At 65.9% G+C, this 24,802-nt stretch carries 28 protein-coding genes and 1 riboswitch; of the genes, 14 read left to right on the forward strand and 14 right to left on the reverse strand.

The genetic code is table 11. The features are described 5' to 3' along the window. The first annotated feature begins 15 nt into the window (after window positions 1–15). Window positions 16–315 carry a DUF1636 family protein gene (locus B2585_RS00480; RefSeq protein WP_292019034.1) on the forward strand — a complete coding sequence of 100 codons (300 nt, stop codon included), beginning with the start codon at window positions 16–18 and terminating at the stop codon, window positions 313–315. On the opposite strand, the gene B2585_RS00485 is transcribed toward B2585_RS00480, so the two are convergent. Both B2585_RS00485 and B2585_RS00490 read right to left on the reverse strand, forming a co-directional pair. Beyond that, window positions 312–989 (reverse strand): CbtA family protein, encoded by a 678-nt coding sequence (locus B2585_RS00485; protein ID WP_292019035.1) that lies wholly within the window; start codon window positions 987–989, stop codon window positions 312–314. The genes B2585_RS00480 and B2585_RS00485 overlap by 4 nt on opposite strands. 15 nt (window positions 990–1,004) lie before the next feature. Beyond that, window positions 1,005–1,181, reverse strand: coding sequence for a CbtB domain-containing protein (locus tag B2585_RS00490; protein ID WP_292019036.1), 177 nt, complete (start codon window positions 1,179–1,181; stop codon window positions 1,005–1,007). 34 nt (window positions 1,182–1,215) lie between these two features. Next, window positions 1,216–1,432, reverse strand: a riboswitch (cobalamin riboswitch). A 271-nt stretch (window positions 1,433–1,703) separates the two neighbouring features. On the opposite strand from B2585_RS00490, the gene smc reads away from it, so the two are divergent. Next, complete coding sequence (gene smc / locus B2585_RS00495; protein WP_292019037.1) at window positions 1,704–5,159, forward strand: chromosome segregation protein SMC; 3,456 nt, start codon at window positions 1,704–1,706, stop codon at window positions 5,157–5,159. 59 nt (window positions 5,160–5,218) lie between these two features. Then, window positions 5,219–5,716, forward strand: a complete 498-nt coding sequence (locus B2585_RS00500; protein WP_292019038.1) for a YbjN domain-containing protein — start codon at window positions 5,219–5,221, stop codon at window positions 5,714–5,716. Between the two features lie 300 nt (window positions 5,717–6,016). Here the strand turns inward: B2585_RS00500 and B2585_RS00505 are convergent, their stop codons facing one another. From B2585_RS00505 to B2585_RS00520, 4 genes are read right to left on the reverse strand one after another with little or no spacing between them, the layout of a single operon-like run. Next, a complete protein-coding gene (locus B2585_RS00505) occupies window positions 6,017–7,210 on the reverse strand; it encodes a lytic murein transglycosylase (protein WP_292019039.1) in 1,194 nt (397 codons plus the stop codon). 47 nt (window positions 7,211–7,257) lie between these two features. Then, window positions 7,258–8,169, reverse strand: a complete 912-nt coding sequence (gene cbiB, locus B2585_RS00510) for an adenosylcobinamide-phosphate synthase CbiB (protein WP_292019040.1) — start codon at window positions 8,167–8,169, stop codon at window positions 7,258–7,260. Next, entirely contained in the window at window positions 8,166–9,110 is a 945-nt protein-coding gene (locus B2585_RS00515) for a threonine-phosphate decarboxylase (RefSeq protein ID WP_292019041.1), read from the reverse strand. Before B2585_RS00515 ends, cbiB begins: the two co-directional genes overlap by 4 nt. After that, on the reverse strand, window positions 9,107–9,481 hold the full coding sequence (locus B2585_RS00520) for a DUF1636 domain-containing protein (RefSeq protein WP_292019042.1): 375 nt from the start codon (window positions 9,479–9,481) through the stop codon (window positions 9,107–9,109). Before B2585_RS00520 ends, B2585_RS00515 begins: the two co-directional genes overlap by 4 nt. A gap of 166 nt (window positions 9,482–9,647) precedes the next feature. Between B2585_RS00520 and B2585_RS00525 the strand changes: the two genes are divergently transcribed. Further along, window positions 9,648–10,037 carry a response regulator gene (locus B2585_RS00525; protein WP_292019043.1) on the forward strand — a complete coding sequence of 130 codons (390 nt, stop codon included), beginning with the start codon at window positions 9,648–9,650 and terminating at the stop codon, window positions 10,035–10,037. Here the strand turns inward: B2585_RS00525 and B2585_RS00530 are convergent. Together B2585_RS00530 and B2585_RS00535 are read right to left on the reverse strand one after the other, a co-directional pair. Further along, window positions 10,034–10,783, reverse strand: a complete 750-nt coding sequence (locus B2585_RS00530) for a 3-keto-5-aminohexanoate cleavage protein (RefSeq protein ID WP_292019044.1) — start codon at window positions 10,781–10,783, stop codon at window positions 10,034–10,036. The two genes, B2585_RS00525 and B2585_RS00530, sit on opposite strands and share 4 nt — an antisense overlap. Next, the gene (locus tag B2585_RS00535; RefSeq protein WP_292019847.1) at window positions 10,783–12,102 is read right to left on the reverse strand and encodes an aspartate aminotransferase family protein; all 1,320 of its coding nucleotides are present in this window, start codon (window positions 12,100–12,102) and stop codon (window positions 10,783–10,785) included. Before B2585_RS00535 ends, B2585_RS00530 begins: the two co-directional genes overlap by 1 nt. A 132-nt stretch (window positions 12,103–12,234) precedes the next feature. On the opposite strand from B2585_RS00535, the gene B2585_RS00540 reads away from it, so the two are divergent. The 4 genes from B2585_RS00540 (at window position 12,235) to B2585_RS00555 (ending at window position 17,250) form a co-directional block, all read left to right on the forward strand. Next, a complete protein-coding gene (locus tag B2585_RS00540; RefSeq protein WP_292019045.1) occupies window positions 12,235–13,098 on the forward strand; it encodes a MurR/RpiR family transcriptional regulator in 864 nt (287 codons plus the stop codon). A 34-nt stretch (window positions 13,099–13,132) separates the two neighbouring features. Then, the gene (locus B2585_RS00545; protein ID WP_414674023.1) at window positions 13,133–14,098 is read left to right on the forward strand and encodes a TAXI family TRAP transporter solute-binding subunit; all 966 of its coding nucleotides are present in this window, start codon (window positions 13,133–13,135) and stop codon (window positions 14,096–14,098) included. Between the two features lie 99 nt (window positions 14,099–14,197). Then, entirely contained in the window at window positions 14,198–16,813 is a 2,616-nt protein-coding gene (locus B2585_RS00550; RefSeq protein WP_292019047.1) for a TRAP transporter permease, read from the forward strand. Next, window positions 16,810–17,250 (forward strand): universal stress protein, encoded by a 441-nt coding sequence (locus B2585_RS00555; RefSeq protein ID WP_292019048.1) that lies wholly within the window; start codon window positions 16,810–16,812, stop codon window positions 17,248–17,250. The genes B2585_RS00550 and B2585_RS00555 overlap by 4 nt, the downstream gene beginning before the upstream one ends. A 75-nt stretch (window positions 17,251–17,325) precedes the next feature. Here B2585_RS00555 and B2585_RS00560 read toward each other — a convergent pair whose 3' ends face one another. Then, window positions 17,326–17,667 carry a phage holin family protein gene (locus tag B2585_RS00560; protein WP_292019049.1) on the reverse strand — a complete coding sequence of 114 codons (342 nt, stop codon included), beginning with the start codon at window positions 17,665–17,667 and terminating at the stop codon, window positions 17,326–17,328. A 44-nt stretch (window positions 17,668–17,711) separates the two neighbouring features. Beyond that, complete coding sequence (locus B2585_RS00565) at window positions 17,712–18,059, reverse strand: glycine zipper domain-containing protein (protein ID WP_292019050.1); 348 nt, start codon at window positions 18,057–18,059, stop codon at window positions 17,712–17,714. A gap of 178 nt (window positions 18,060–18,237) precedes the next feature. On the opposite strand from B2585_RS00565, the gene B2585_RS00570 reads away from it, so the two are divergent. After that, on the forward strand, window positions 18,238–18,408 hold the full coding sequence (locus tag B2585_RS00570; RefSeq protein WP_008331790.1) for a DUF1328 domain-containing protein: 171 nt from the start codon (window positions 18,238–18,240) through the stop codon (window positions 18,406–18,408). Window positions 18,409–18,536: 128 nt separating this feature from the next. Here B2585_RS00570 and B2585_RS00575 read toward each other — a convergent pair whose 3' ends face one another. Continuing rightward, window positions 18,537–19,355 (reverse strand): response regulator, encoded by an 819-nt coding sequence (locus B2585_RS00575; RefSeq protein WP_292019051.1) that lies wholly within the window; start codon window positions 19,353–19,355, stop codon window positions 18,537–18,539. 120 nt (window positions 19,356–19,475) lie between these two features. On the opposite strand from B2585_RS00575, the gene B2585_RS00580 reads away from it, so the two are divergent. From B2585_RS00580 to B2585_RS00595, 4 genes are all read left to right on the forward strand, one after another. Further along, on the forward strand, window positions 19,476–19,640 hold the full coding sequence (locus B2585_RS00580) for a NepR family anti-sigma factor (protein WP_292019052.1): 165 nt from the start codon (window positions 19,476–19,478) through the stop codon (window positions 19,638–19,640). After that, complete coding sequence (locus tag B2585_RS00585) at window positions 19,630–20,208, forward strand: RNA polymerase sigma factor (RefSeq protein ID WP_292019053.1); 579 nt, start codon at window positions 19,630–19,632, stop codon at window positions 20,206–20,208. Before B2585_RS00580 ends, B2585_RS00585 begins: the two co-directional genes overlap by 11 nt. After that, window positions 20,205–21,986, forward strand: a complete 1,782-nt coding sequence (locus tag B2585_RS00590; RefSeq protein ID WP_292019054.1) for a sensor histidine kinase — start codon at window positions 20,205–20,207, stop codon at window positions 21,984–21,986. The genes B2585_RS00585 and B2585_RS00590 overlap by 4 nt, the downstream gene beginning before the upstream one ends. A gap of 73 nt (window positions 21,987–22,059) precedes the next feature. Further along, entirely contained in the window at window positions 22,060–22,257 is a 198-nt protein-coding gene (locus B2585_RS00595; protein ID WP_292019055.1) for a CsbD family protein, read from the forward strand. Window positions 22,258–22,337: 80 nt separating this feature from the next. Here B2585_RS00595 and B2585_RS00600 read toward each other — a convergent pair whose 3' ends face one another. After that, window positions 22,338–22,700 carry a YMGG-like glycine zipper-containing protein gene (locus B2585_RS00600; RefSeq protein WP_292019056.1) on the reverse strand — a complete coding sequence of 121 codons (363 nt, stop codon included), beginning with the start codon at window positions 22,698–22,700 and terminating at the stop codon, window positions 22,338–22,340. A gap of 47 nt (window positions 22,701–22,747) precedes the next feature. On the opposite strand from B2585_RS00600, the gene B2585_RS00605 reads away from it, so the two are divergent. Next, window positions 22,748–23,257: an MgtC/SapB family protein gene (locus B2585_RS00605; RefSeq protein ID WP_292019057.1), complete on the forward strand. Its 510-nt coding sequence runs from the start codon at window positions 22,748–22,750 to the stop codon at window positions 23,255–23,257. Here the strand turns inward: B2585_RS00605 and B2585_RS00610 are convergent. Further along, window positions 23,236–24,174 carry a hypothetical protein gene (locus B2585_RS00610; RefSeq protein ID WP_292019058.1) on the reverse strand — a complete coding sequence of 313 codons (939 nt, stop codon included), beginning with the start codon at window positions 24,172–24,174 and terminating at the stop codon, window positions 23,236–23,238. The genes B2585_RS00605 and B2585_RS00610 overlap by 22 nt on opposite strands. Window positions 24,175–24,182: 8 nt before the next feature. After that, the gene (locus B2585_RS00615; RefSeq protein WP_292019059.1) at window positions 24,183–24,626 is read right to left on the reverse strand and encodes a VOC family protein; all 444 of its coding nucleotides are present in this window, start codon (window positions 24,624–24,626) and stop codon (window positions 24,183–24,185) included. Window positions 24,627–24,802 lie beyond the last annotated feature (176 nt).

The following is a 24,802-nucleotide window of genomic DNA, read 5'->3' on the forward strand; positions in this document are numbered from 1 at the left end:
GTGGAAGGAAAGGGTATGGCAGGGCGCGTGGCCGTCTGCATCGGATGCGAAGGGGGCACGGCTCTGGCCGATGCGCTTGCCGCGCGGATGAAGGTGGAGCGGGCGCATTGCATGAACGCCTGCGCCCGTCCCGTGTGCCTGTCGGTGCGCGAGGAGGGCAAGGCCGCGTATCTGTTCGGAGACGTCGACCCCACCCTCGCGGATGAGGTCGAGACGTTCCTCGCCCTGTACGACGCCGCGCCAAAGGGCCTCATCACCGACGCGCGGGTGCTGGAACGGCTGCGGTTCAAGCTCATCGGGCGCATCCCCGCCTAATCGTCCCGCACCATCATGGCGCCGGCGATGGCGCCCAGTACGACCCAGCCGATGGCCGCGAAGGCGAGCGAGCGGGCCGCGAACTCCGCCGCCAGCTCAGGTGCGGCCACCCCGAAATAGGTGTCGAGATGCGGCGCGCCGACCAGATGCGGGGCGAGGACGAGGACCACGCCGACAGCCACGGCCCACCACTGCGGCACGAAGGCGAAGAGCCAGAGCGCGGCCGCGGTCGCGAGGATCGCGAAGCTCCACCATGCCTGGCGCGGCCCGACCTCGGCGGCGATGGTGCCGGGCAGTTCCGGGGGCAGACCCGCCGCCGGGGCCAGCTGCACGGCGAAGAACCCGGCAAGGCCCCAGACGGCCCCGCGCCGGGCGCCGACCGCGTGCCCCTGCCGCACCGCCAGCGCCATGAGGCCCGACAGAATCAGCGCATAGGCGGTGTAACTCACCACGTCGAAGGTGACGGTCATCAGGTGACGGCCCCAGTCGCCCCCGAGCCCCGGCGATCCCGCCGGGCTTTGCGGACTGCCCGCGCCGAAGTGGATGCGGGCACCGGTTTCATAGAGTTCGCCTTCCAGGATCAGTGGAATCACGAATGCGAATTGAAGCGCCGCGGCCACGAGGCCGGACGCCACACCGGCGACGAGCGCGCCGGTCAGCAAATTTTTCAGCATGGGATCAGGCCTGCCTCAGTGGCAGGGGAACGCCATCGCGTGACGCTGATCGTGGGCCGCGTCGTGCAGAACGGTCGCCTGCGCGTAACCGGCGGCGAAGAGCAGAACCGCGCCGAACGCGAGAACGGCGAAGATCGCGCCCAGTTTGCTGTCGGCGGCCACGGCTGTGGTGCGGATGGTCTTGGTCGTCATGTGTTGTCCCTCCTTGGCCCGTCTCCCCGACGGGTGGGTTTCAGTCCACATGGCAGGTCTCCTGGCTCCGCGGGTCGTCGCTTCCGCCGCCTTCCCGGGTGTGGCACCCAGTGGCATCTGACGGTCGCTCGCCGCATTACAGTCGCGGGGGCGGCTGCGGCTGAAGGCTCCGGTTTGGATCACCCCTCCGCATTCCCTATTCTCCCGTGGCGCTTTGCGCCGTCTCGGGAACCATGTCCCATCCTTGTGACGCAGAGCGTGGCGCCCGGTCAAGGCGGATTGCGACACGTCGCGCGTTTCCACCGACCCTGCCCCCTTCTCTGGTCCACAAATACCTCGGGGAGGTCTGGAGGGGCAGCGCCCCTCCAGCGGGTCGGCCCGGCTTTGCCGGGGCGAAACCCCGAGCTGCGCAATATCTTGTGGATAACCCGCAACGGACCGCCATATGCAGCGCAGGCGCGTTGACTCCGCGCCGCAGCATCGGGATCATGTGCCGATACGACGGAATCAGGAACACCCCCCGTGCGATTCACCCGCCTGCGCCTCAACGGCTTCAAAAGCTTCGTTGACCCGACCGATCTTATCATCGCGGACGGGCTGACGGGGGTCGTCGGGCCGAACGGCTGCGGCAAGTCGAACCTGCTCGAAGCGCTGCGCTGGGTGATGGGTGAAAACCGCGCCAAGGCGATGCGCGGCGACGGGATGGAGGACGTGATCTTCGCAGGCACCTCGTCACGCGGGGCGCGCAACTTTGCCGAGGTGGTGCTTCAGATCGACAACTCCGAACGGCTCGCGCCCTCGGGGTTCAACGATTCGGACCTTCTGGAGATCGTGCGCCGGATCACGCGCGACGCGGGCTCGGCCTACAAGGTGGGCGCCAAGGACGTGCGGGCGCGCGATGTGCAGATGCTCTTCGCCGATGCCTCCACCGGCGCGCATTCCCCCGCCCTCGTGCGGCAGGGGCAGATTTCCGAACTCATCAACGCCAAGCCCAAGAACAGGCGCCGCATCCTCGAGGAAGCCGCCGGAATCTCGGGCCTCTATCAGCGGCGTCACGAAGCGGAGCTGAAGCTCAAGGGGACCGAGACGAACCTTGCGCGGGTCGAGGACGTGACCGAACAGCTCGCCAGCCAGTTGGCCCAGCTTGCGCGTCAGGCCCGGCAGGCGCAGCGGTATCGCGAGATCGGGGCGCAGTTGCGCAATTCCGAGGGGATGCTCCTCTATCGCCGCTGGAAAGAGGCGGACGAAGCGCGGGCCAAGGCGCAGGAGGTTCTCACGGACCGCGTGCGTGCCGCCGCCGCCGCCGAAAGTGCCGCGCGCGCCGCCGGCAAGGCCCGTACCGAGGCCGAGGACAAGCTGCCACCCCGGCGCGAGGAGGAGGCGATTGCCGCCGCCGTGCTTCAGCGCCTTACCGTCTCGCGTGACCAGCTTGCCGAGCAGGAGGAGCAGGCGGTCGCCCGGATCGAAACGCTGACGAACCGGATCGACCAGCTTACCCGCGACATGGAGCGCGAAGAGGCGCTGAACCGCGACGCGGGCGAGACCATCGAACGGCTGGAGTGGGAGCGTACGGAACTCGCCAAGGCGTCCGAGGGCCACGAGGCCCGGCTGGAGGCCGCCTCCGAAGACGCGCGCGAGGCCAAGCGCGTGCTGGGCGAGCGTGAGGATGCGCTGAGCCAGTTGACCGAGGATGTCGCCCGCCTCGCCGCCCGCCACCAGTCGGCGCACCGCCTGCTGGACGATTCCAAGAAAACGCTGGAAAAATCCGAAGGCGAAGCCGAGCGCGCGCGGGCGGCTGCCGTTCAGGCCAAGACCTCGCTCGATGCCGCCAAGCTCGCCTATTCCGAAGCGGATTACGCGCAGAAACAGGCGGCCGAGGCCGCCGAAGCCGCCGAAGCCGCGCTGGTCGCCGCCGACGAGGCGCGGGCTGACGCGCAGTCGCGCGAGGCCGAAGCACGGGCCGCCCGCTCCGAGGCCGAGGGCGAAGTGAACGCACTGCGCGCCGAGGTCATGGCGCTCGCTAAGCTGCTCGAACGCGACACCGCCGAGGGGGGCCAGGTGCTCGACCTCGTGCGGGTGCAGAAGGGCTATGAGGCCGCGCTCGGGGCCGCGCTGGCCGACGATCTGCGCGCGCCCGCCGTGGACGATCCTGACACCTCCGGCTGGCTCACCCTGCCCGGCTACTCCGATGCCCAGACGCTGCCCGATGGTGTCGCGGCGCTGACCAACTACGTCACCGTGCCCGAGGTTCTGGGCCGGCGCATGTCGCAGGTCGGGCTGGTCTCGGCGGAGGACGCCGCGCGGCTCCAGCCGCTCCTGCGCCCCGGCCAGCGGCTCGTCACGGCCGAGGGCGACCTGTGGCGCTGGGACGGCTACCGGGTCGCCGCCGAGGACGCGCCCTCCGCCGCCGCGCTGCGCCTGGAACAGCTCAACCGTCTGGAAGAGCTCAAGCAGGATCTCGAACGCGCCCAGTCCAAAGCCGATGGCGCGATGCGGGCGCATGAGGCGCTGCGCGAGGAACTGACCCGCGCGACCGAGGCCGACAAGGCCGCGCGCGAGGCCCGGCGTGACGCCGACCGCGCCGTGTCCGAGGCCAACCGGGCCCAGTCGCGGGCCGAGGCGGATCGCAACATTTCCGAGGGCAAGCTGGAGAACCTCGGGCTGGCCGTCACCCGGCACGAGGAAGAGGCCGCCGGAGCGCGCGCCCGTCTGGTCGAGGCGGAAAAGGCGGTCAAAACCCTCCCCGATCTCGACGAGGCGCGGGCCGAAGTCGAAGATACCAAGATGACGGTCGAGGCCGCGCGCATGACCATGATGGCGCGCCGGTCGGCCCATGATGAGGTCAAGCGCGAGGGCGAAGCCCGGCTGCGCCGCTCGCAGGAAGTGACCAAGGAAATCTCCGGCTGGAAGCACCGGCTCGAAACAGCCGGGAAGCGGATCGCGGAACTGGCCGAGCGCAAGACCGCCTCGGAAGCCGAACTGAAGGATGCCAAGGCCGCGCCCGAGGAACTGGCCGCGAAGCGCGACGAACTTGCCCGCCAGATCGCCGAGGCGGAAGCGCGACGCGCCACGGCGCAGGATGCGCTGTCTGCTGCCGAAGGCGTGTTGCGTGAGGCGCAGATGGCCGAGCGGGACTCAGAGCGCGAAGCGGGCGAGGCGCGCGAGGCCCGCGCCCGCGCCGAAGCCCGGCTGGACGCCGCCCGCGAAACCACCGCCTATGCCGTGGAGCGTATCCAGGAGGATATGGAGACGACGCCGGACAACCTTCTCGAATCGCTCGACGTCGTGCCCGACCAGATGCCCGCGTCGGAACAGATCGAGGCCGACGTGAACCGGCTCAAACGCCAGCGCGACGCGCTCGGCGCGGTGAACCTGCGCGCGGAAGAAGACGCCCGCGAGGTGCAGGAGGAATACGACACCCTGACGCGCGAGAAGTCTGACCTCGAGGAAGCCATCTCAAAGCTGCGCCACGGCATCGCCGCGCTGAACCGCGAGGGGCGCGAGCGGCTGCTGACCGCTTTCGAACAGGTGAACGCGAATTTCGGCACGCTCTTCAGTCACCTCTTCGGCGGCGGCGAGGCGAACCTCGTTCTGGTCGAATCCGACGACCCGCTGGAAGCGGGGCTTGAGATCATGTGCCAGCCGCCGGGCAAGAAGCTGTCGACCCTGTCGCTCCTGTCGGGCGGCGAGCAGACGCTGACCGCGCTCGCCCTGATCTTCGCCGTCTTCCTCGCCAACCCCGCACCGATCTGCGTGCTGGACGAGGTGGATGCGCCGCTGGACGATGCGAACGTCACGCGGTTCTGTGATCTGCTGGACGAGATGACGCGCCGCACCGACACCCGGTTCCTCATCATCACCCACCACGCGGTGACGATGAGCCGGATGGACAGGCTCTTCGGCGTGACGATGCAGGAGCAGGGGGTGAGCCAGCTCGTCTCGGTCGATCTGAAGAAAGCCGAGGCGCTCGTCGCCTGACCCTGTTGCCCCGTGGCGATTCCCGGCTAAGCTGTCACTGGGCATCAAGGGAGAGCGTCATGTCACCCAAACTCGTCGCGGCCGCGCTGGCCATCCTCGCCGCACCGGCCATCGCGCAGGAGCAGAAATCGCTCGAAGGTACGGGGGCGTCAGCGGACATGGTGATCGCCACCGACCCGCAGAGCTTCGTGGATTTCTTTGAGGCCAAAGGGTTCCCGGCCCGGTTGACCGAGGACAGCGTGGGCGATCCGCTTGTCGAATACCGCTCCAACGGCGACAAGCTTAGCCTGTTTTTCTACGACTGCACCGACAACACCGATTGTCAGGCGGTGCAGTTCTACGCGGGCTACCGCGCCCCCGATCTGCCGCTCGACTCCATCAACGCATGGAACACCGAACGGCGTTTCGTGCGATCGTACAAGACGGATGAAGGCGTGGCGCGGATCGAGATGGACGTTGCGACGAGCCTCGACGGCCTGACCCATCGCGACTTCGAGGCGCTGCTGGATCTCTGGCTCGACAGCATCGTGCTCTACGAGGAACACATCAACTGGTGACGGTTAACGCCATCTGAACGATTCCCGGTCAATTCTCCGGTCGCCGCGACCCTTCGCGGTGATTGGAGGTGATGACACTGGACGAACATACATTTCGGAAATGGATGGTGACACTCGGAGCGGCAACGCTGCTCATGGCAATCATCCGACTCTGGATCGGCCACTAGGCCGGGAAAGAGAGACCCCGCAGAGCTGCAACTCTGCGGGGTCGTTTTTCGGTGATGACACTGAAATACATTTCGTAGGTTCAGTGTTTATCACATTCCCTAATTTCCTGTAAACGCGCGCCCGCTAACGTGGTTAAAGCGCGTTCAGCAGCGCCGCTGTCGGCCAGGCATCCGCCGGCAGACCAAGCCGCGCCTGTTCCGCCTGCGCCGCCGCCCGCGTGCCTGCGCCGAGAATTCCGTCGATCTTGCCCACGTCATGCCCGCGCGCCTGAAGCTTCTGTTGCAGCGCCTTCATCTGGCCGCCCGACAGGCCCGGGTCCGGGTTGCCCGCGTCATAGATCGGCCCGCCTTCCAGCCGCGTGGCGAAATAGGCCGCCGTCAGGACATATGTGAAGCTCTGGTTCCACTCGAAATAGATGTCGAAGTTCGGATAGGCGATGAACGCCGGGCCCTTGTGCCCCTGCGGCAGGATGATCTTGCCGGGCAGGTCGGTGCGCAGCTGGCCGTTGCGTGCCTGCACGCCCATGCTGGCCCACTGGCTTGTCGGCAGGCTGTTGTCCGTCCCGGTCTTGGTCCAGTCGAGGTTCTGGGGCACCACGACCTCCTGCAACCACGGCTCGTTCGCCCGCCAGCCCAGTTCGCGCAGCATGTTCGCGCCGGAGAGCAACGCATCGGGGGCCGAGGTCTTGAGCCGCACATGCCCGTCCCCGTCGCCGTCCACGCCCGCCTCGATGATGTCACTGGGGAGCATCTGGACCATACCGATCTCACCCGCCCATGCGCCGGTGGTGCCGGTGGGGGAGAAGTCTCCGCTCTTGTAAAGCTCCAGCGCAGCCAGAACCTGTGGCTGGAACAGCCCCGGACGGCGGCAGTCGTGGCTGAGTGTCATCAGAGAATTGAGCGTGTTGAAGTTGCCCTGGAACCCGCCGTAATCCGTCTCGAACGCCCAGAAGGCGGTGAGGACGCCCCGGCTCACACCGTACTCGCGCTCCATCCGGTCGAAGACGCTGGAGTAGCGGTTGAGGTTCGCACGCCCGTTGTCGATGCGGTTTTGCGAAATGAGCGAGCGGGAGAACTCGATGAAGGGTTTTTGAAAGAACCCCTGCCCCCGGTCAGCGTTCAGCGTCGCGCCGTCCTGCCGCACCGAGGCGAAAAAGTTGTTCACCGTGCCCGCGTCATGGCCCCGGCTGAGGGCGAGGTCCTTCATCCGTCCGACGAAGGACGAGAACGAGCCGCCGCATTCGACAAGCGGCGCGGGGATGTCCTGCGCTGCGCTGGGGCTGGCGGTGGCGAGGCTCAGGGCCACGGCTGCGATCAGTTTCTTCATCGGGCACTCCGGTTCAAATGGTCGAAAGAGAGCCTATCAGGCCCCGCTCACCAGACAACCGCGATGATGAACACGACCACGAGAAGCGCGATCCACGCCCGCCAGAGCACCGATACGGAACGGTCGACCTCGGTCGCGCCGATGTCGCGCTCGCCGGTCTCGTTCACGAATGGGTAGTCGCGAACCTCGCCCTCGTAGCTGCGCGGGCCGGATAGAGCGACGTCAAGGCTCACCGCCATCGCCGCCTCGGGCCAGCCAGCGTTCGGCGAGCGATGGAGGGGGGCGTCGCCGGCGACCGTCGCCCAGCCGCCGGGGCGGTGGTTCACGAGGAACATCAGCACGGCGGAAATCCGCGCGGGAATCCAGTTGAGGACGTCGTCGAGCCGCGCGGCCGCCTTGCCGAACGCCTCATGCCGCGGTGTTCGGTAGCCGATCATGCTGTCGGCGGTATTGACCATCTTGTAGGCCATGATCCCCGGCAGCCCCGCGACGAGGAACCAGAAGGCGGGGGCCACGACCCCGTCCGAGAAGTTCTCGGCCCCGCTCTCGATCGCCGCGCGCGCCACGTCGCCGTCGTCCATGTCGGTGGTGTCGCGCCCCACGATCCGGGCCACCGCCGCGCGTCCGTCGGCGAGCGACAGCGACAGGGCGTCCGCCACCGCCTCCACATGATCGACGAGCGAGCGGTGGGCGATCAGGATCGCGGCCGCAAGCGCCTCGACCACCCAGCCCAGTTGCGCGAGCGCCCAGCCGACGCTCGCGGCGAGCGCGGTGAGCGCCGCGATGGTCACGCCCCCGGTCACGACCCGCCCGCGCCCGTGGTTCAGCATCTCGTCCGCCCAGCCGACGGCGCGCCCCATGATGACCGCCGGGTGCGGCACGCGCGACCAGAGCCGCTCCGGCTCTCCGGCCACCGCGTCGATCAGGAGGGCGATGACGAGAACGGCGGCAAAGCTCACAGCGCGGCCTCCAGCTGATCCCAGCGATCCTCAGGCGGCAGGCCGAGGCGCAGCCAGCGTGGCTCATAGGGAAACACCCGGCTCCAGACCCGGCCACGGGCGAGCCGGTCCTGCCACGCCGCCGCATCGCCCACGTCGTAGAGCCGGAAGAGCGCCGTGCCGCCCGCCACCTCGGCCCCCTTCGCCTGCATCAACTCGTCGAGCCGCGCGGCATCGGCGCTGAGGCGCTGGCGCGTCCGGTTGGCCCAGTCGATGTCGGTCAGCGCCGCGTGCCCGACCGTCAGCGCGGGGCCGGAGACCGGCCAGGGGCCGAGCATCTCGCGCAACGCGTCGATCAGGGCCGCGTCCCCGATCGCGAAGCCAAGGCGCAGTCCCGCAAGGCCCCAGAACTTGCCCAGCGACTTGAGGATGACGACCCCCGGCTCCGCCCCGCGCGCCGGTACATGCGTATCGTCCGGCGCGATGTCGCAAAAGCTTTCGTCGATGATGGTGAGGCCTCGGGGATGGTCGTCCTCGCCCGACCACATGCGCCCGGTGGGATTGTTCGGATGCACCACGACACGCGCCTCGGCGGGACCGTCGCGCACGACCTCCCACCCGGATTGTGAAAAGGCGGCGGCATGTTCGTTGTAGGTCCGTTCCTCGATCCGCACCCGCCCCGGGGCGAAGAGCGCGGGAATGCGCGCGATGAGGGCCGAGGCGCCGGGCGCGGCGACCACACCCGCCCCATCGGGCACCATCCAGAAGTCGCGCGCCGCCGTTTCCAGTGCGGCCATCGCGCCGGTGTCAGGCAGGGCCGCCCACGCTTGGGACGGTATTTGGGGGAGCGGAAAGGGGCTCGGGTTGATGCCCGTCGACAGGTCGATCCAGTCGGCGCGCGTCCCGCCCCAATGCGGCATCGCGGCGTCGAGGCCGCCGCCGTGGTCGCGCGGGGTGGTCATTCGGCCCCGGGCAAGGGCGGATGCCGGGTCACGAAATGCCCCTTCACCGCCACCGGCCAGGTCCGGTAGGGCACTTGCCCCGTCGCGCTGTCGGCATGGAGAACGGCCCAGTCCACGATGCCCTGCGCGGCCTCTTCGGTCGGCTCGAACCGGCCCAGCGTGTAGCAAAGTTTGCCCGACGCCTGCACCGCGACGTTGCAGGAATGGTCGCAGCCCATGAGGCAGGAGGTCCGGCGCACGTTCAGGCCCGTGTCGGCCGCCGCAGCTTCCACCAGATCGGCCAGAACCTGCCCATCGGTCCGCTCAATGCCCTTGGCGGCCCAGTCGTCGCGCTTGCAGGTGTCGCAAATGGTGATCCAGGTCGGTGTCATGGTGTTCCTTTTTTCGCTGCTTGAAACGGAAAACCGCCACGAAAGCAATGGTGAAGGGCTGGTTATCCTATATCTCCGTCACCTCTTTCATTGGTGTAGGATTCGGTAGATTTTGTTCCTGGGGCGCTTGGTGTAGAATGAGCCATCCGGCAAGTGCACCTACAGATTGGATTCGAGTGATTCTGTGGACGTCCTGATCGTCGAAACAGATGCCGACCTCGGTCGCCTTTGGCAAAGGCACCTGGAACGGCAGGGCGCGCGCGCGACTCTCGTCCGCACGACCGAGACGGCGTTCGACCGGCTGCGCGACGGGCATGTGGACATGATCGTGGCCGATCTGGACCTGCCCGGCTCCGGCGCGATGGCCGTGGCGGATTACGCGGCCTACCGGCATCCGGCGGCCAAGGTGGTCTTTGTGACGGCATCGTCCTTCTTCTCGGACGGGTCCGTGTTTTCGATGAGCCCCAATGCCTGCGCCTTCCTGCCGTCCCGCACCCCGCCCGAAGATCTCGTGGCGGTCGTTACCCATCATGGCGACCGGGTGGCCAAGCACTAGCCCAGCGCCGCGCGCACCTCGGCGACACGGGCCGCATTGTCCGGAGCGGTGGTTCCGTCGGCGTTGACGAGCGAGTTTTCGAACCCAACCCGGCACTTGCCCCCGGCGCGATGCGCCTCGGCGAGGCACGCGGTCTCTCCCTGCCCGAAGGCGCAGAGCATCCAGTCCGGGTTGATGTCCGTGGCGCGCATCCAGTCCGTGAAAGGATGCAGCATGTCCGGCGTCGAGACCTGTCCGTCGACATAACGCCCGAGCACGAAGATGAGCTGGAGCCGCGAGTCGCGCAGGAGGCTCTTGGGCAGCGTTTGCGCGAGGCCTTCGGCGTCGCTCACGTCGTAAAGGATATGCTGCACGGCAATCCCCGCATCCGCCGCCTGTTCATAAAACGCGGTTGCCCCCGGCTCCCCCGTGATCTCACGCCATGCGGCCGAGACGAGGGTGCCACCGGAATTGAGCGCCACGAATTTCTGATGGCCCGGACCATAGCGCCCCGCCGCCTCGGTCGTGATCTGCACCGGCATATCGGGAAGCGCCTCGCCCAGATGCGTCAACGCCTCGCGATACGCACCGGTGTCGAGCAGGTGGCCCCCGCCGCCATCGCGCAGGTGGAGGTGAAGCCCGTCGGCCCCGGCGGCACGGCAGGCCCGCGCGGCCTCCGTCACCTCGTCCAGCGTGACCGGCAGCGCGGGATGATCGGCGCGGGTTTTCGAGGCACCGTTCGGGGCGACCATGAGCGAGGGCAGCATCACAGCACCGCCCCGAAGGCCGTACCGAGCTTGTCGATCAATTCGCCCAGCTGGTCGTCGGTCAGGATGAAGGGCGGGGCGAGCAGGACGTGGTCGCCCTGCACCCCGTCGATGGTTCCGCCCATCGGGTAGCAGATGAGCCCGGCCTCGAAGGCCGCGGCCTTGACCTTCTTGTGGATGCCCAACGCGGGGTCGAAGGAGGCCTTGGTCTCGCGGTCCGCGACGATCTCGAGCCCCCGGAACATGCCCCGTCCGCGAATGTCACCGATATGGGGATGCTGGCCGAAGGCGTCGGTCAGCGCCGCGCCCAGCTTTTCGCCCATATCCGCCGCCCGCGCGGCCATGCCGCCCTCGGTCAGCTTGGTCACGACGACGTCCGCCGCCGCGGTCGCCATCGGGTGGCCGATGTAAGTGTGGCCGTGCTGGAAGAAGCCCGACCCCTGCGCGAACGCCTCGAAGATACGCGCCGTGCACAGCGTCGCGCCGATCGGCTGGTATCCCGCGCCCAACCCCTTGGCGATGGTCACGATGTCGGGCGTCACCCCGTCCTGCTCGCAGGCGAACAGCGTGCCGGTCCGGCCCATGCCGCACATCACCTCGTCGAGGATCATCAGGATGCCGTAGCGGTCGCAGATTTCGCGGATGCGCTTGAAATAGCCCGGCACGGCGGGCACCGCGCCCATCGTCGCGCCGACCACGGGTTCAGCGATGAAGCCGATGACCGTCTCGGGCCCGACGCGCAGGAGTTCCGCCTCCAACTCGTCCGCGACACGGCGACCATAGGCCACCGCATCCTCGCCCTCCTCCTGCCCGCGATAGGCGTAGCAAGGGGCGATGTGGCTGGTTTCGACCATCAGCGGCTGGAACTGCGCCCGCCGCCATGCATTGCCGCCAGTGCCCAGCGCGCCCAGCGTGTTGCCGTGGTAGCTTTGCCGCCGCGCGATGAAGCGCGACCGCTGCGGCTCACCCGTTTCCACGAAATACTGCCGCGCCATTTTGAGCGCGGCCTCCACCGCCTCGGACCCGCCGGAGACGAAATAGACCTTGTCCAACCCCTCGGGCGCATGGGCGATCAGCCGGTCGGCCAGCCGTTCCGCCGGTTCCGAGGTGAAGAACCCGGTGTGGGCGAAGGGCAGGGCATCGGCCTGCGCCTTGATCGCCCCGATGACGTCCGGGTCGGAATGACCAAGGCAGGACACCGCCGCTCCCCCGGACCCGTCGAGGTAGGGTTTTCCCGCCTTATCAAAAAGATAGGCGCCATCCCCGCGTGTTGCGACAGGGGGTGAAGATGTGGCGGAACGATGAAAAACGTGGCTCATGGCCGTAGGCTCCCGGACCGACTCGGTCATTCAACATGTTTCAGCATGAAACAGATGGTTCAACCGTTGACAAGATATGAAACAGATGAAACGCTCCGACTCGGTTCTGCTTTTGACGGTTACGGGGGGCGTGTGCTGACCAGCTTCGAGGAACGACTTGCGACGTCCTATGACAGCCTCAGCGCCCGTCTGCGTGAAGCTGGCGATTACATCGCGGCCAATCCCCTCGACACCGCCACCCGCTCGCTGCGCGCCGTCGCGGACCATTCGGGCCTCGCGCCCGCCACCTTCACCCGGCTCGCCAAGGCGCTCGACTACCAGAACTTCGAGGAGCTGCGCGAGAGTATGCGCAAGCGGCTTGAGCGGCGACACTCGAGCTTTGCCGACCGCGCCGGGGCGTTGCAGGTCGAAAGCGACACCGAGGGCCGCAGCCTTGTCGCGCGCAGCCGGGATGCCTGTGTCGCCAATATCGACGGGCTGGTGGACGCCCTCGACACGAGCCGGTTCGAGGAAATCGCGAAATACCTGCACGAGGCACGGCGCGTCGTCGTGCTGGGCGGGCTCGGCTCCACCGCCATCGCGGAATACGCGGCCTATATGGGCAACTTCCTGGGTGACGCCTGGACGCCCGCCGGGCGAATGGGCGGCTCCATCGGGAGCGCGGTCACAGACCTCGATTCCCGTGATGCGCTGTTCGTCATCACGAAGCCGCCATTTTCGACCACCTCGATCCGCGCTGCCGAATTCGCCCATACGCGGGGCGCTTTCGTCCTCGTCGTCACCGACACGCACACCTGCCCCGCGCTGCGCCATGCCTCGGCGCGGGTGGTGGTGCCCACCGACAGCCCCAATTTCTTTTCGTCCTACGTGGCGACCATGTTCTTCGTGGAGACACTGATGGCCATGGTCGCGAAACGCGCAGGACCCGCCGCGACCGAACGGATCGCGGATATCGAGACCGCCAACCTGGCCCTTGGCGAGGTGATCGGTCTTTGAAGTCAACCAACCAGAAGCAACGGGAGAAAATATGATGAAACACATCAAACTGGGCTTTGCCGCCCTCGCGACGGTGGCCTTCACGGCGCCCGCGATGGCGCAGGAAGAGTTCATCACCATCGGGACCGGCGGCGTCACGGGCGTCTATTACCCGACCGGCGGCGCGATCTGCCGGCTCGTCAACAAGGGACGCCGCGACCACGGCATCCGCTGCTCAGTCGAATCCACCGGCGGCTCGGTCTACAACATCAACACGATCCGCGAGGGCGAGCTTGAATTCGGCGTCGCCCAGTCGGACTGGCAGTACCACGCCTACAACGGCACCTCGCGCTTCGAAGAGGCCGGGCCGTTCGAAGAGCTTCGCGCGGTTTTCTCGGTCCACCCGGAGCCCTTCACCGTGGTCGCCCGCGCCGATTCCGGCATCACCACCTTCGACGACCTGCAAGGCAAGCGCGTGAACATCGGCAACCCCGGTTCCGGTCAGCGCGGCACGATGGAAGTGCTGATGGAAGCCAAAGGCTGGACCATGGACGACTTCGCGCTCGCGACCGAGCTCAAGGCCGCCGAACAATCCGCCGCGCTCTGCGACAACCAGATCGACGCGATGGTCTATACCGTCGGTCACCCCTCCGGCTCGATCCAGGAGGCGACCACCGCCTGCGATTCCGTGCTGGTCGAAGTGGCGGGTGACGCCGTTCAGGGCCTGATCGACGAAAACTCGTTCTACCGGACGGCCACCATCCCCGGCGGCATGTATCGCGGCAATGACGAGGACACGATGACCTTCGGTGTCGGCGCGACCTTCGTCACCTCGTCGAACGTGTCCGAAGACGCGGTCTACACCGTCGTCTCGTCGGTGTTCGAGAACTTCGAAGACTTCACGGGTCTGCACCCGGCCTTTGCGAACCTCGTGCCGGAAGAGATGGCGTCCGCCGGTCTGTCCGCGCCGCTCCATGCCGGTGCCGAGAAGTATTACCAGGAACAGGGCTGGCTAGAGTAATCTCCGACCAGACACCAATCAGGAGGGCGGTCCGCCGCCCTCCCCTCCCCATAAGAAACACAGATTTCATCGCGCCAGAACGGCCGGGACGGAGGGACAATGTCCGACAGTGAGAAACGCAGCCTGAACGAAGACGAACTTCAGGAGCTTGTCGCCGCCTCCGACAGTGGCGCGCGCAGCGTTCCGGGGGGCCTCGGGCTTTTCATCGCCGCCGTCGCGCTGATCTGGTCGATCTTCCAGGTGCTGCTCGCTTCGCCCTGGGCGCCCTATATCCTGCCGTCCGACGCGATCAACAACTCGCGCCAGATTCACCTCGCCTTCGCGATCTTCCTGTCCGCGATGGCCTATCCTTTGTTCCGCTCGGCGCCCAAGGACAGGGTGCCGTGGTATGACTGGATACTTGCCGTGGGCGGCGCGATCCTCGCGCTGTACGGCTACTTCTTCTATGAAAAGATCGTGCAGGCCGGCGGGCTGGCCGACCAGACGGACGCCTATGCCGCGCTCGCCGGTCTCACGCTCCTCTTCATCGCCGCCTACCGCACGCTCGGCCCGGTCATGGTCGTGCTCGCGCTGGTCTTTCTGGGCTATGTCTTCTTCGGCGCGTCCGAAGTGGTGCCCGACACGATCCGCTGGGCGGGCGCATCGCTGCGCAAGGCCATGTCGCATATGTGGATCACGTCCGAGGGCGTGTTCGGCATCGCGCTGGGCGTGTCGACCAAGTTCGTGTTCCTTTTCGTCCTCTTCGGCGCGCTGCTCGATAAGGCAGGCGCTGGCAACTACTTCATCAAGATGGCGTTCGGCGCGCTTGGCCACCTGCGCGGCGGCCCGGCCAAGGCGGCTGTCGTCGGGTCTGCGGCCACCGGCCTTATCTCCGGCTCGTCCATCGCCAACGTCGTGACCACCGGCACCTTCACCATCCCGCTGATGAAGCGGGTCGGGTTCTCGTCGGAAAAAGCCGGGGCGGTCGAAGTGGCCTCATCAGTCAACGGCCAGATCATGCCGCCGGTCATGGGGGCCGCGGCCTTCCTGATGGTCGAGTATGTCGGCATTTCCTATGTCGAGGTCATCACCCACGCCTTCCTGCCCGCGATCATCTCCTACATCGCGCTGGTCTATATCGTGCACCTCGAAGCGGTGAAAACGCGGATGCCGACGCTGGGCAACAAGGTCGTGAAACTGTGGCGCACGATCCTGGGCATGTTCCTGTTCTTCGCTGGCTTCGCGATCCTGTGCTACATCACGCAATTCCCCGTCCGCCTCGTGACCTCGATGGTTCCGACCGGCTCGGGCTGGATCCTCGCGGCGCTGCTGGCGCTGGTCTATGTCGGCCTCATCTACCTCGCCTCCACCGTGGATGATCTGGAGCCGGACGATCCAAATTCCGAGGACGTGGAGCTTCCGGACATTCCGAAGATCTACAAATCGGGCCTCTACTACCTGCTGCCGATCATCGTGCTGGTCTATTTCCTGATGATCGAGCGCAAGTCGCCGGGTCTGTCGGCCTTCTGGGCCACGTTCCTGCTGTTCGGCATCCTGCTGACCCAACGGTCGCTCAAGGCGATGTTCCGGGGTGAATCCAACCCGTTCGCCAAGCTCAAGGACGGGCTCATCGACCTGATCGGCGGTATGATCGACGGGGCGCGCAACATGATCGGGATCGGCCTCGCCACCGCGACCGCCGGGATCATCGTGGGCACCGTGTCGCTGACGGGTATCGGGCAGGTGATGGCGGATTTCGTCGAGTTCCTGTCGGGCGGCAACCTGATCCTGATGCTGATCTTCGTGGCGATCCTGTCGCTGATCCTCGGGATGGGCCTGCCGACCACGGCGAACTACATCGTCGTGTCCTCGCTCATGGTCGCGGTCGTCGTGGAACTGGGCGCGCAATCCGGCCTCGTCGTGCCGCTGATCGCGGTCCACCTGTTCGTGTTCTACTTCGGGATCATGGCGGACGTGACTCCACCCGTGGGCTTGGCCAGTTTCGCGGCCGCGGCCGTGTCGGGGGGCGACGCGATCAGGACCGGCTTCACCGCGTTCTTCTACTCGCTGCGCACCGTCGCCCTGCCCTTCGTGTTCATCTTCAACACCGACCTGTTGCTGATCGACGTGACGCTGACGCAGGGGATCATCGTGTTCATCGTGGCCACCATTGGCATCCTGATCTTCACCTCTGCGACGATGGGCTGGTTCCTCACCAAGAACCGGATCTGGGAGACGGTGGCGATGCTCGTCATCGCCTTCGCGCTGTTCCGTCCGGGCTTCTTCATGGACCAGATCCAGCCACCTTATGACGAGGTCGAGCCTACCGCGCTTGAACAACGTGTGGAGAACGCCCCGGTGGGCCGTGATCTGCGCGTCGTGATCTCCGGGCCCGACTTCGACACGCTCGAGATGAAGGACATGACCGTCGTGCTCACCGTGCCCGAGGTCGAGGGCGCGCAGGCCCGCCTCGACGAATGGGGGCTGCTCCTGATGCAGGAGGGCGACGACGTCATTCTCGAAGAGCCGATGTTCGGCACGCAGCTTTCGGACAAGCTGTCCTCCTTCGATTTCTACGGGGACGAGCCGGTGACGATCTCGGCGGTCCGGGCACCTGCCGACCAGATGCCCAAGGAACTCATCTTCATCCCGGCGCTGGCGCTCATGGCGCTGATCGCCTTCCTGCAAACCCGCCGCGCCCCTGCGGCCACCACCCGCGAAGGAGTGCCGGCATGACCCTCAAGACCGTGCTCTGCGCCATCGACATCAACCGCCCCGAGGCCGAGGCCATGGTGCTCCGACGCGCCCACAAGATCGCCGAGGCCGAGGGCGCGCAGCTCGACGTCATCACGGTCGTGCCGGATTACGGCATGTCGGTGGTCGGCGGGTATTTCACGCAGGACCATACGGAAAAGGCGGTGGAACATGCCCACGCGCTGCTCTGCGACGAGGTGGGCAAGGTTCTGGGCGAAGAGGCCAACAAGAAATGCCGGCATGTCGTTGCGGTGGGGAAGGCCTATCAGGAAATCCTGAAAGCGGCGGACAAGGACAAGGCCGATCTGATCGTGCTGGGCGCCCATGACCCGGACCTGTCGGATTACCTTCTGGGTCCGAACGCCGCCCGCGTCGTGCGCCATACCAAGGCGTCGGTTTACGTCGTGCGCGAGGGCTGACGCCCGGCTGTCCGTCACAGGAAAAACCGCGCCCGGCGATGGCTGGGCGCGGCGTCCTTTTCGGAAATCTCCAGATCAGTGATACGGGTGATCGTCCTCCGGCGGCGTGTGGCCCTTGCCGGCCGCCATCCCGGCGGTGATGCCCTGCACGAAGGCCGCGCTGAGGCCGCCGACGGCTGCCATGCCCGCAGCGGGCGCCGCCGTCGAGGCGGGCGCGTGCACACTCGGCGCCATCTTCACGGCCGCCTTGTTGGTGCGCGTCATGGCCAGCATGATCAGGCCAAGCCCCACGAACACACCACCGAAAATCAGGGCGAGTTGCAGCGTGTCGAAAAACTCCGACAGGGCGATCCAGCCCGCGACCGCGAGAAACGCGATCCCCACGAACAAAAGGATGCCACTCGCCACACCAAACATGGTGCGGCGAATGGCAAGCCTTACGCGGTATTCAATTGCCGCAATCATTTGCGGCTCAGGAACAGACCCACCATGAAGCCGACGCCGGCGGCGATCCCCACGGCGGCTGCCGGGTTCTCACGCACCTGGCCTTCGGCAGTGCGATAATAGGCGGCGGCGCTGTCCTGCGCGTCCTGTGCGGCCTTCTGGCCCTTGGCGCGCGCCTTCTTCGCGGTCTTCTTGGCGCGGGTCTTGTATTCGGCGGCGGTGGAGTTGCCCACGTCGCGCAGCGTCGTGGTCAACTCGGACACGTCGCCCTTGAGTTGCTCGATCTGCGCCTGCAGATCCTTGACGTCCTTGTCCATGCCGTTGCGCCCGGCAGTGGTCGTGGTGGTCGGTGTGGCGGTTGCCATTGGATAGCTCCTTTTGGGTGTCTGTCCATTTGGGTGTTCAACGCGTGCGCGTAGGAGGTGTTCCGTCATCCAAGGGATTCTTTTCGCTGGAACTTTCCGATCCACCTAACCGTTTCCCCCACAATCACGGCGTCCCCGCGACGCCTTTGTTTGTAACCAGAGAAAAGGAGGGTTCGTCATGCTCGGTTGGGCTCTGACATTCCTCGTCATCGCGATTATCGCCGCCGTCTTCGGTTTCGGCGGGATCGCCTCGGCTTCCGCCGGGATCGCGCAGATTCTGTTCTTCGTGTTCCTCGTGCTGTTCGTCGTGGCGCTCATCGCCCGCGCGGTCCGTGGCCGGCGCGTGTAAGCGAGGCACATTGAAACACCAAAGCGGGGCGTCCATCGGGCGCCCCGTTTTTTCGTGTTTGCGCGCCAAAAAAAAGGCGACGCCCCGAGGGGGGACGCCGCCTTTCGCACCTTCGAGGGAACCGGGGGTCAGGTATGCAGCGTTTCGGTCGATGCGAAGAACATCGCCTGGCTGACCGCAGAGCGGACCTGATCCTCGGAATAGGGTTTGGTGATGACGAAGGCCGGCTCGGGCCGGTCGCCGGTCAACAGCCGTTCGGGGAAAGCGGTGATGAAGATCACGGGAACATCCCCCGCGCTTTTCAGGATCGCGTTCACGGCGTCGATACCGGAGGAGCCATCGGCAAGCTGGATGTCCGACAGGATCAGATCCGGGGTCTCTTTCCCGGCCAGATCCACCGCCCCGCGCTCGGTCCGGGCGACGCCGGTGATCGCATGGCCCATGTCGGCCACGATGTCCTGAAGATCCATCGCGATGATCGCTTCGTCCTCGATGACGAGGACACGGCCCTTCACGCTGTCTTCCATCTCCTTGCGCGCGACGCCGATCAGGTGGTTCACCTCGTCGGCCGGCATCTCCATGATCTGCGCGATGTCCGCGGTCGGAAACTCCTCGACCGTATAGAGGAGAAGCGCCTCGCGGGTGTTGGTGGTGAGCTTGGCAAGGTGGCGCTGCGCACGTTCGTGCATCCCCTCCTCGCCGGTGTCGACCGGCGAGCCGGAGCTCGACCAGATCTGATGAAAGGCGCGGAAGAGCGCGACCTTGTGGTCAAGGCCGAGATCGAAAACCGAGCGGTCTTCGAGCAGCGCCTCAAGCGTGGCGGCCGCATAGGTGTCGCCGGTCTTCTGGCTTCCGGTCAGCGCACGCGCATATCGCCGCAGATACGGCAGAAGCGCAGCGACCTTCACGGAAAGAAATTCTGTCTCGGAGTCGGGCATCCCATCCATCCCTGTTTTTTTCCCCAATTTTTTCACGTCGTCTGGAACAAAACGCCGACTTGCTGGTTTGGTTCCAGCAGTTTGAAAAAAAAGCGCTGTGAGGCAGCACGGAATGGGACGCGGACACACATGACGGAAAAAGACATCGAAGGAGAGGATCCTCTCGCCGAACAGATCGACGAAAATCTCCGTAAGGTTTTCCAACGCACGCTCGAAGAAGATGTGCCCGACAAGTTCATGGACTTGCTGTCCAAGCTGAAGGACCAGGATCAGGGGTCCAAGCATGGCGAATGACAACAGTCCCGTCGACCCGCGCGAGGCCGTCGTCGAGCATCTGCCGGCGATGCGTGCCTTTGCTGCGAGTCTGACGCGAAATTCCGCGGCCGCTGACGACCTGGTGCAGGACACCATCGTCAAGGCGTGGAAGAATTTCGACAAGTTCAAACCGGGGACCAACCTGCGTGCATGGCTGTTCACCATCCTGCGCAACACGTTCTACTCGGACCTTCGCAAGAAAAAGCGCGAGGTCGAGGATGTGGACGGCGCGATGGCGCAGACACTGTCCGAGAAACCGCATCACGACGGGCGCCTCGCGCTCGCCGATTTCGAAAAGGTCTTCGCCGAACTGCCGGTGGAACAGCGCGAGGCGCTGATCCTCGTCGGCGCGTCCGGCATGTCCTATGAGGAAGCTGCCGAGACCTGTGGCGTCGCCATCGGGACGATCAAGAGCCGAATCAACCGGGGCCGTTCGCGGTTGACCGAGCTGCTCAAGCTGTCTGATGAGGAAAGCCTCGAAATCACCGACAGCGCCACGATGGCGGTCGTGAACTCAGGGATGCAAGTGAGGAAGTCCGGCAATTGATCAATACTTTCCGGGAACGGAGCCGGTCGCTGACCTTCCGAATCGCGGGGCTGTTGGCCATCGCGCTCCTTCCCGTCGGCATCATTTCCGTCGCGACGACCTATCAGTTGCTCGATCGCGCCGACCGTGACCTCGCCCAGACGCTGCTCGCGCTCACTTCCGACGCGGCGGCAGAGCAGGAGGCCGCGATCCGCACGGCCACGGGCGTCGCCAAGAGTCTCGTCACCATGGTTCCCGTGATGCGCGAGGCGGGCTATCCCTGCGAGGAGCCCTTGTCCGCGCTCCTGCGCGACACGCCGGAGCTGTCTTTCATCGGCTACGTCGCGCGCGACGGGACCGTGATGTGCGGTTCGTCTGCACAGGGCCAGAGCCTTGCCGAGCGGCCGCTCCACAGGGAATTCATCGACAATCCCGGCCCCCGTGTGAAATTTGCGATCCGGGGGTCGATCAGCCAGACTTCGGTGATTGTCGTGTCGCTCCCGGTGATCACGGGTGGCGATTACGACGGCTATGTCGTGGCCTCGCTCCCCCACCGCGGGCTGACCACGCCGACCGGCGCGGACGACCTCAAGAACCGGCCTCTCGAGCTCATCACCTTCAACGGGGATGGCGAGGTTCTGACCACCTCCTCCGATGCCACCGACCTGGCCGACAACCTGCCCGCCGACCGCTCCCTGCGCGCGCTCACCGGCGGGTCCGAGGTCGCCTTCATCGCCGAGAACGCCAATAACGAGCGTCGTGTTTTCGCCCTCGTCCCCATCGTGTCCGGGCAGGTCTACGCGCTCGGCAGCTGGGAATACCGGCGCAACGCGATCGGCAACGGGATGAGCTTCAGCACCTCGATGCTCTTCCCGCTGCTGATGTGGCTGGTGAGCCTCGCCGTCGCCTTCTATGCCGTGCAGCGCATGGTCATCAAACCCACCCGCAACCTGCGCGCCCGGATGCTCCAGTTCATGCGCTCGCGCAAGCTGGTGGAACCGCGCCGCGACCGGGGCCTGCCGACCGAGATCCGCGACATGGAAGAGACGTGGATGCGGCTGGCCGAAAACATCCTGCATGACGAGGCCGAGCTTTACGACACGATCCACCAGCGCACCGTCCTGCTCAAGGAGGTCCACCACCGGGTGAAGAACAACCTCCAGCTCATCGTGTCGATCCTCGGCATGAAGATCCGCAAGTCGCGCAATCCGGCGATCAAGGATTCCCTCACCGACATCCGCCAACGGGTCATGTCCATAGCGCGGGTGCATCAGAACCTTTATGAGACCTCGACGGCCGAACGCGTGCGCATGGGCGAACTGCTGGAGGCCATCGTGAGCCAGATGGTCAGCTCTTCCCATACCGGCGACACGCGCGACGTGATCCTCGACGCGAGTTACGACGACTGCGAGGTCTATCCGGATCAGGCCGTGCCGCTGTCTCTCGCCATTTCGGAACTCGTGACCAATGCGCTCAAACACATGGGACCCGCCGAGGGTGAGACCAGGCCGCGCGTGGCCGTGTCGCTTGATTGCAAGGCGGGCGGAAACCGGGGTGTCGTCGTGGTCAGGAACACCATTTCGGCAGAGCCCGCCGAGATCGAGGACAACATTTCGACCGGCCTGGGCGAGCAATTGGTGCGTGCCTTCGTGAGCCAGATGGAAGGCCGCGTATCGCGCGAGATGACGGATGACAGCTATACCGTGACCATAGACTTCCCGATTCAGGCCTTCGACGACACCATCGTCCCCTCCGACCACCTCCACCCGGTCCAGCCCGCTGACAGGAGCCGGGAATAACGGACCTCGGGGCGGAACTCCGGACCGGGACCAGGCGTTTCAATTGCAGACCCTGAACGAAAGGAGGCACCCGATGAATTGGGACCAAGTGCAAGGCAAATGGAAACAGGTCAAGGGCGACGCCCAGACCAAGTGGGGCGAGCTCACGAACGACGACCTCGACCAGGTGGATGGTGACCGGGAGAAGCTCGAAGGGCTGATCCAGGAGAAATACGGTCGCTCCAAGGAAGAGGCCCAGCGCGAAGTCGACGACTGGCTCGCCGCTGCCTGACCTGATCCAACGACCCGAACGACAAAAGCCCCGCCGAATGGCGGGGCTTTTTCATGCGCGGCAAGGGCCGCGACGCTGGATCAGCTTTCGGGGCAGGCCGCGCGATAGCGGTTGCCGTTGCGATCCTGATAGATGCACTGGTTCTCGCCTTCACCCACGCGGGCGATAAGGTTGCCGGCAACGGCACCGGTCGCGGCACCCACGGCAGCACCGGCAAGCGAACCGGACGAAAGCCCCCCGACAGCCGCGCCGGCCGCGGCGCCAACCGCCGTCCCTTGCACCTGATTTTCGGTTTCACAGCCCGCAAGAGCGAACACGGACAGGGCGGCAACGGCAAGAACTCGGGTTTTCATCTGGACTTCCTTCTTCAATGGATTCGTCCCTATGGTAACAAATTCATGAGGTTTTTGTTCCGATAGTTTAACGACTTGGCGTTTTCTCACGCGATTTTCACGGAACCGCGAGGCCTTGGCGGCAGTTTACCCCTGCCATGTACGACAGTCTGCTCAATGAATTGGCCGCCACCACGGTGCTGCCGCCGGGCATCCTCGCGATGAGACTCGCCGGGGCCGTCCTGCTTTGCGGGCTGATCGGGTTCGAGCGGGAATCGCGCGCGCGCCCTGCGGGCCTGCGCACCCATATGCTCGTCGGCCTCGCCGCCGCCGTCTACTGCATCCTGATGCTGGAACTCATGAGCCGCGGCGACAGCTATGCGGAAGGCGCCCGGATGGACCCGATCCGCGTGATCGAGGCCGTGACCTCGGGCGTGGCCTTCCTCGCGGCGGGCCTCATCGTGTTCTCGCAGGGCAAGGTCCACGGCCTCACGACAGGGGCGAGCCTGTGGCTCACCGCATCCGTCGGGCTGGCCTGCGGGCTGGGCCTGTGGGTGGTCGCGGTGCTCGTCACCGTCCCGGCCATCACGATCATCTGGCTCGTGGGCATCGCCGAGCGCAAACTCGCGCCCGACAAACGCCAAAATTACGACAGCCGGTCGGGATAGGCGACAGCCGCCAGACGCTGCTCGAACCCCGCCATTGCGGGCTCCAGCAGGGTAAAGAGCACCCAGTCCCCCATATGCCGCTTGCAGATGCGCGACCGCAGCGCGGGGCTCAGGCGCGCGGCCTGATCCATCGCCGCTTCCGAGATGTCGCTCAGCGTCGGCAGGTTGTGGGACCGGCGGAAATGCTCGACCGAGGCCGAGACATGCTCGCTTACCCCGACGAAGCTGTAGGTCGACACCAGCCGCTCCAGCATCTCCGACACGTTGCCGGTCATGCCGACAAGCTGGGCAAGCTGCGGGTTTTCCGGCGCGCCGTCGACATAGGCCTCGAACGTGGGGAATTCCTCAAGAAACGCCGCGTGGTCGGGATTGTCGGGCGAAGACTGCGCGACATAATCCGAAAACAGCCGGTCCGCCGGGTTGCGGATGAAGCTCGCGAACTGAACCTCGCTCGCCCCCGTCACCATCTCGGACAGCCGCTTGAACCGGAACGGGCCGGCAAGTGCCTGCCGCAACCGGCCCCCGGCCGCCTCGCGCGCGTCCAGCGCAGCCTGCCACTCGGCCTTGAGATCGCCCTTGAGCGCCCCGGACCCGAAGGACCGCGTCCGGTCGAACACGTCCTTAAGCGCCCCTACCACGGCCCCGCCCGCTGTCATCGGCACGTTGATGAAGAACAGGATGTCGCGCTCCTGCTCGTAGGAGCCGGGAATCACCCGGCCCGGATCGAACCGCGCGAGCACCCGGTCGGCCAGGCCCGCAGGCAGCGCACTCAGCGTCGCCTCGGTCTCGGCCCTGAGGTCTGCGGGCTGATGGGCGGCGAATGACGCGGGCGAGGCCGCAACGGTTCCCTCCACCGGGGCGATGCCCCGGCGGTCACGGGCGTTCAGTCGGACGAGATCTTGCAGTCTGCGGGACATAAGGCCTCCTACCAGTCTCCTGTGTTTTCCATCGACACCCACGGCTCTGTCGGGTCGAGCGCGGGGCCGTCCTGGATCAGTTCCACCGAGATATTATCAGGCGATTTGAAGAAGGCCATACGACCGTCGCGCGGCGGGCGGTTGATCGTGACGCCGGCGTCCATGAGCTTCTGGCAGAAGGCATGAATGTCATCGACCTTGTAGGCCAGATGCCCCCAGGAGCGACCGGTTTCATACACCTCGTCGCTGTCCCAGTTATAGGTCAGCTCCAGTTCCGGCGCGGTCGTCGCCTCGGCGCTCTCCTTGTCTTTCGGGGCCGCGAGGAAGACGAGCGTGAACTTGCCCTCCGGCACCTCCTTGCGGCGGATTTCGACCAGCCCGACCTTGTTGCACCAGAAGTCGAGGCTCTCTTCCAGGTCCGACACCCGGACCATCGTGTGAACGTAGCGCATGGAAACTCCCTTCGTTTCCTCCGACGTAAGAAAGGAACGTGCGGACCTCAACAAAAGGTTTCATGACCCCACGGAAACGTGGCGTCCCGGCGCCCTGTCCGTCCCAAGAACTTCAGGCCCCGCCACACGCCCCTTCTTCGTTCTTCAAATACTTCGGAGGGGGTCCGGGGGAGGCA

It is taken from the genome of Maritimibacter sp. UBA3975, assembly GCF_002384975.1.
In the GTDB taxonomy this organism is placed as follows: domain Bacteria; phylum Pseudomonadota; class Alphaproteobacteria; order Rhodobacterales; family Rhodobacteraceae; genus Maritimibacter.

Excerpts from the sequence above, each read along its gene's own strand:
- B2585_RS00605 (WP_292019057.1), top strand. The coding sequence starts at position 22,748 with ATGTACGACAGTCTGCTCAATGAATTGGCCGCCACCACGGTGCTGCCG.
- B2585_RS00515 (WP_292019041.1), bottom strand. The coding sequence starts at position 9,110 with ATGACCACCCCGCGCGACCACGGCGGCGGCCTCGACGCCGCGATGCCG.
- B2585_RS00545 (WP_414674023.1), top strand. The coding sequence starts at position 13,133 with ATGAAACACATCAAACTGGGCTTTGCCGCCCTCGCGACGGTGGCCTTC.
- B2585_RS00615 (WP_292019059.1), bottom strand. The coding sequence starts at position 24,626 with ATGCGCTACGTTCACACGATGGTCCGGGTGTCGGACCTGGAAGAGAGC.
- B2585_RS00480 (WP_292019034.1), top strand. The coding sequence starts at position 16 with ATGGCAGGGCGCGTGGCCGTCTGCATCGGATGCGAAGGGGGCACGGCT.
- B2585_RS00560 (WP_292019049.1), bottom strand. The coding sequence starts at position 17,667 with ATGTTTGGTGTGGCGAGTGGCATCCTTTTGTTCGTGGGGATCGCGTTT.
- B2585_RS00570 (WP_008331790.1), top strand. The coding sequence starts at position 18,238 with ATGCTCGGTTGGGCTCTGACATTCCTCGTCATCGCGATTATCGCCGCC.
- B2585_RS00555 (WP_292019048.1), top strand. The coding sequence starts at position 16,810 with ATGACCCTCAAGACCGTGCTCTGCGCCATCGACATCAACCGCCCCGAG.
- B2585_RS00595 (WP_292019055.1), top strand. The coding sequence starts at position 22,060 with ATGAATTGGGACCAAGTGCAAGGCAAATGGAAACAGGTCAAGGGCGAC.
- B2585_RS00550 (WP_292019047.1), top strand. The coding sequence starts at position 14,198 with ATGTCCGACAGTGAGAAACGCAGCCTGAACGAAGACGAACTTCAGGAG.
- B2585_RS00505 (WP_292019039.1), bottom strand. The coding sequence starts at position 7,210 with ATGAAGAAACTGATCGCAGCCGTGGCCCTGAGCCTCGCCACCGCCAGC.
- B2585_RS00585 (WP_292019053.1), top strand. The coding sequence starts at position 19,630 with ATGGCGAATGACAACAGTCCCGTCGACCCGCGCGAGGCCGTCGTCGAG.
- B2585_RS00580 (WP_292019052.1), top strand. The coding sequence starts at position 19,476 with ATGACGGAAAAAGACATCGAAGGAGAGGATCCTCTCGCCGAACAGATC.
- B2585_RS00520 (WP_292019042.1), bottom strand. The coding sequence starts at position 9,481 with ATGACACCGACCTGGATCACCATTTGCGACACCTGCAAGCGCGACGAC.
- B2585_RS00485 (WP_292019035.1), bottom strand. The coding sequence starts at position 989 with ATGCTGAAAAATTTGCTGACCGGCGCGCTCGTCGCCGGTGTGGCGTCC.
- B2585_RS00610 (WP_292019058.1), bottom strand. The coding sequence starts at position 24,174 with ATGTCCCGCAGACTGCAAGATCTCGTCCGACTGAACGCCCGTGACCGC.
- B2585_RS00530 (WP_292019044.1), bottom strand. The coding sequence starts at position 10,783 with ATGCTGCCCTCGCTCATGGTCGCCCCGAACGGTGCCTCGAAAACCCGC.
- B2585_RS00500 (WP_292019038.1), top strand. The coding sequence starts at position 5,219 with ATGTCACCCAAACTCGTCGCGGCCGCGCTGGCCATCCTCGCCGCACCG.
- B2585_RS00565 (WP_292019050.1), bottom strand. The coding sequence starts at position 18,059 with ATGGCAACCGCCACACCGACCACCACGACCACTGCCGGGCGCAACGGC.
- B2585_RS00535 (WP_292019847.1), bottom strand. The coding sequence starts at position 12,102 with ATGAGCCACGTTTTTCATCGTTCCGCCACATCTTCACCCCCTGTCGCA.
- B2585_RS00575 (WP_292019051.1), bottom strand. The coding sequence starts at position 19,355 with ATGGATGGGATGCCCGACTCCGAGACAGAATTTCTTTCCGTGAAGGTC.
- B2585_RS00490 (WP_292019036.1), bottom strand. The coding sequence starts at position 1,181 with ATGACGACCAAGACCATCCGCACCACAGCCGTGGCCGCCGACAGCAAA.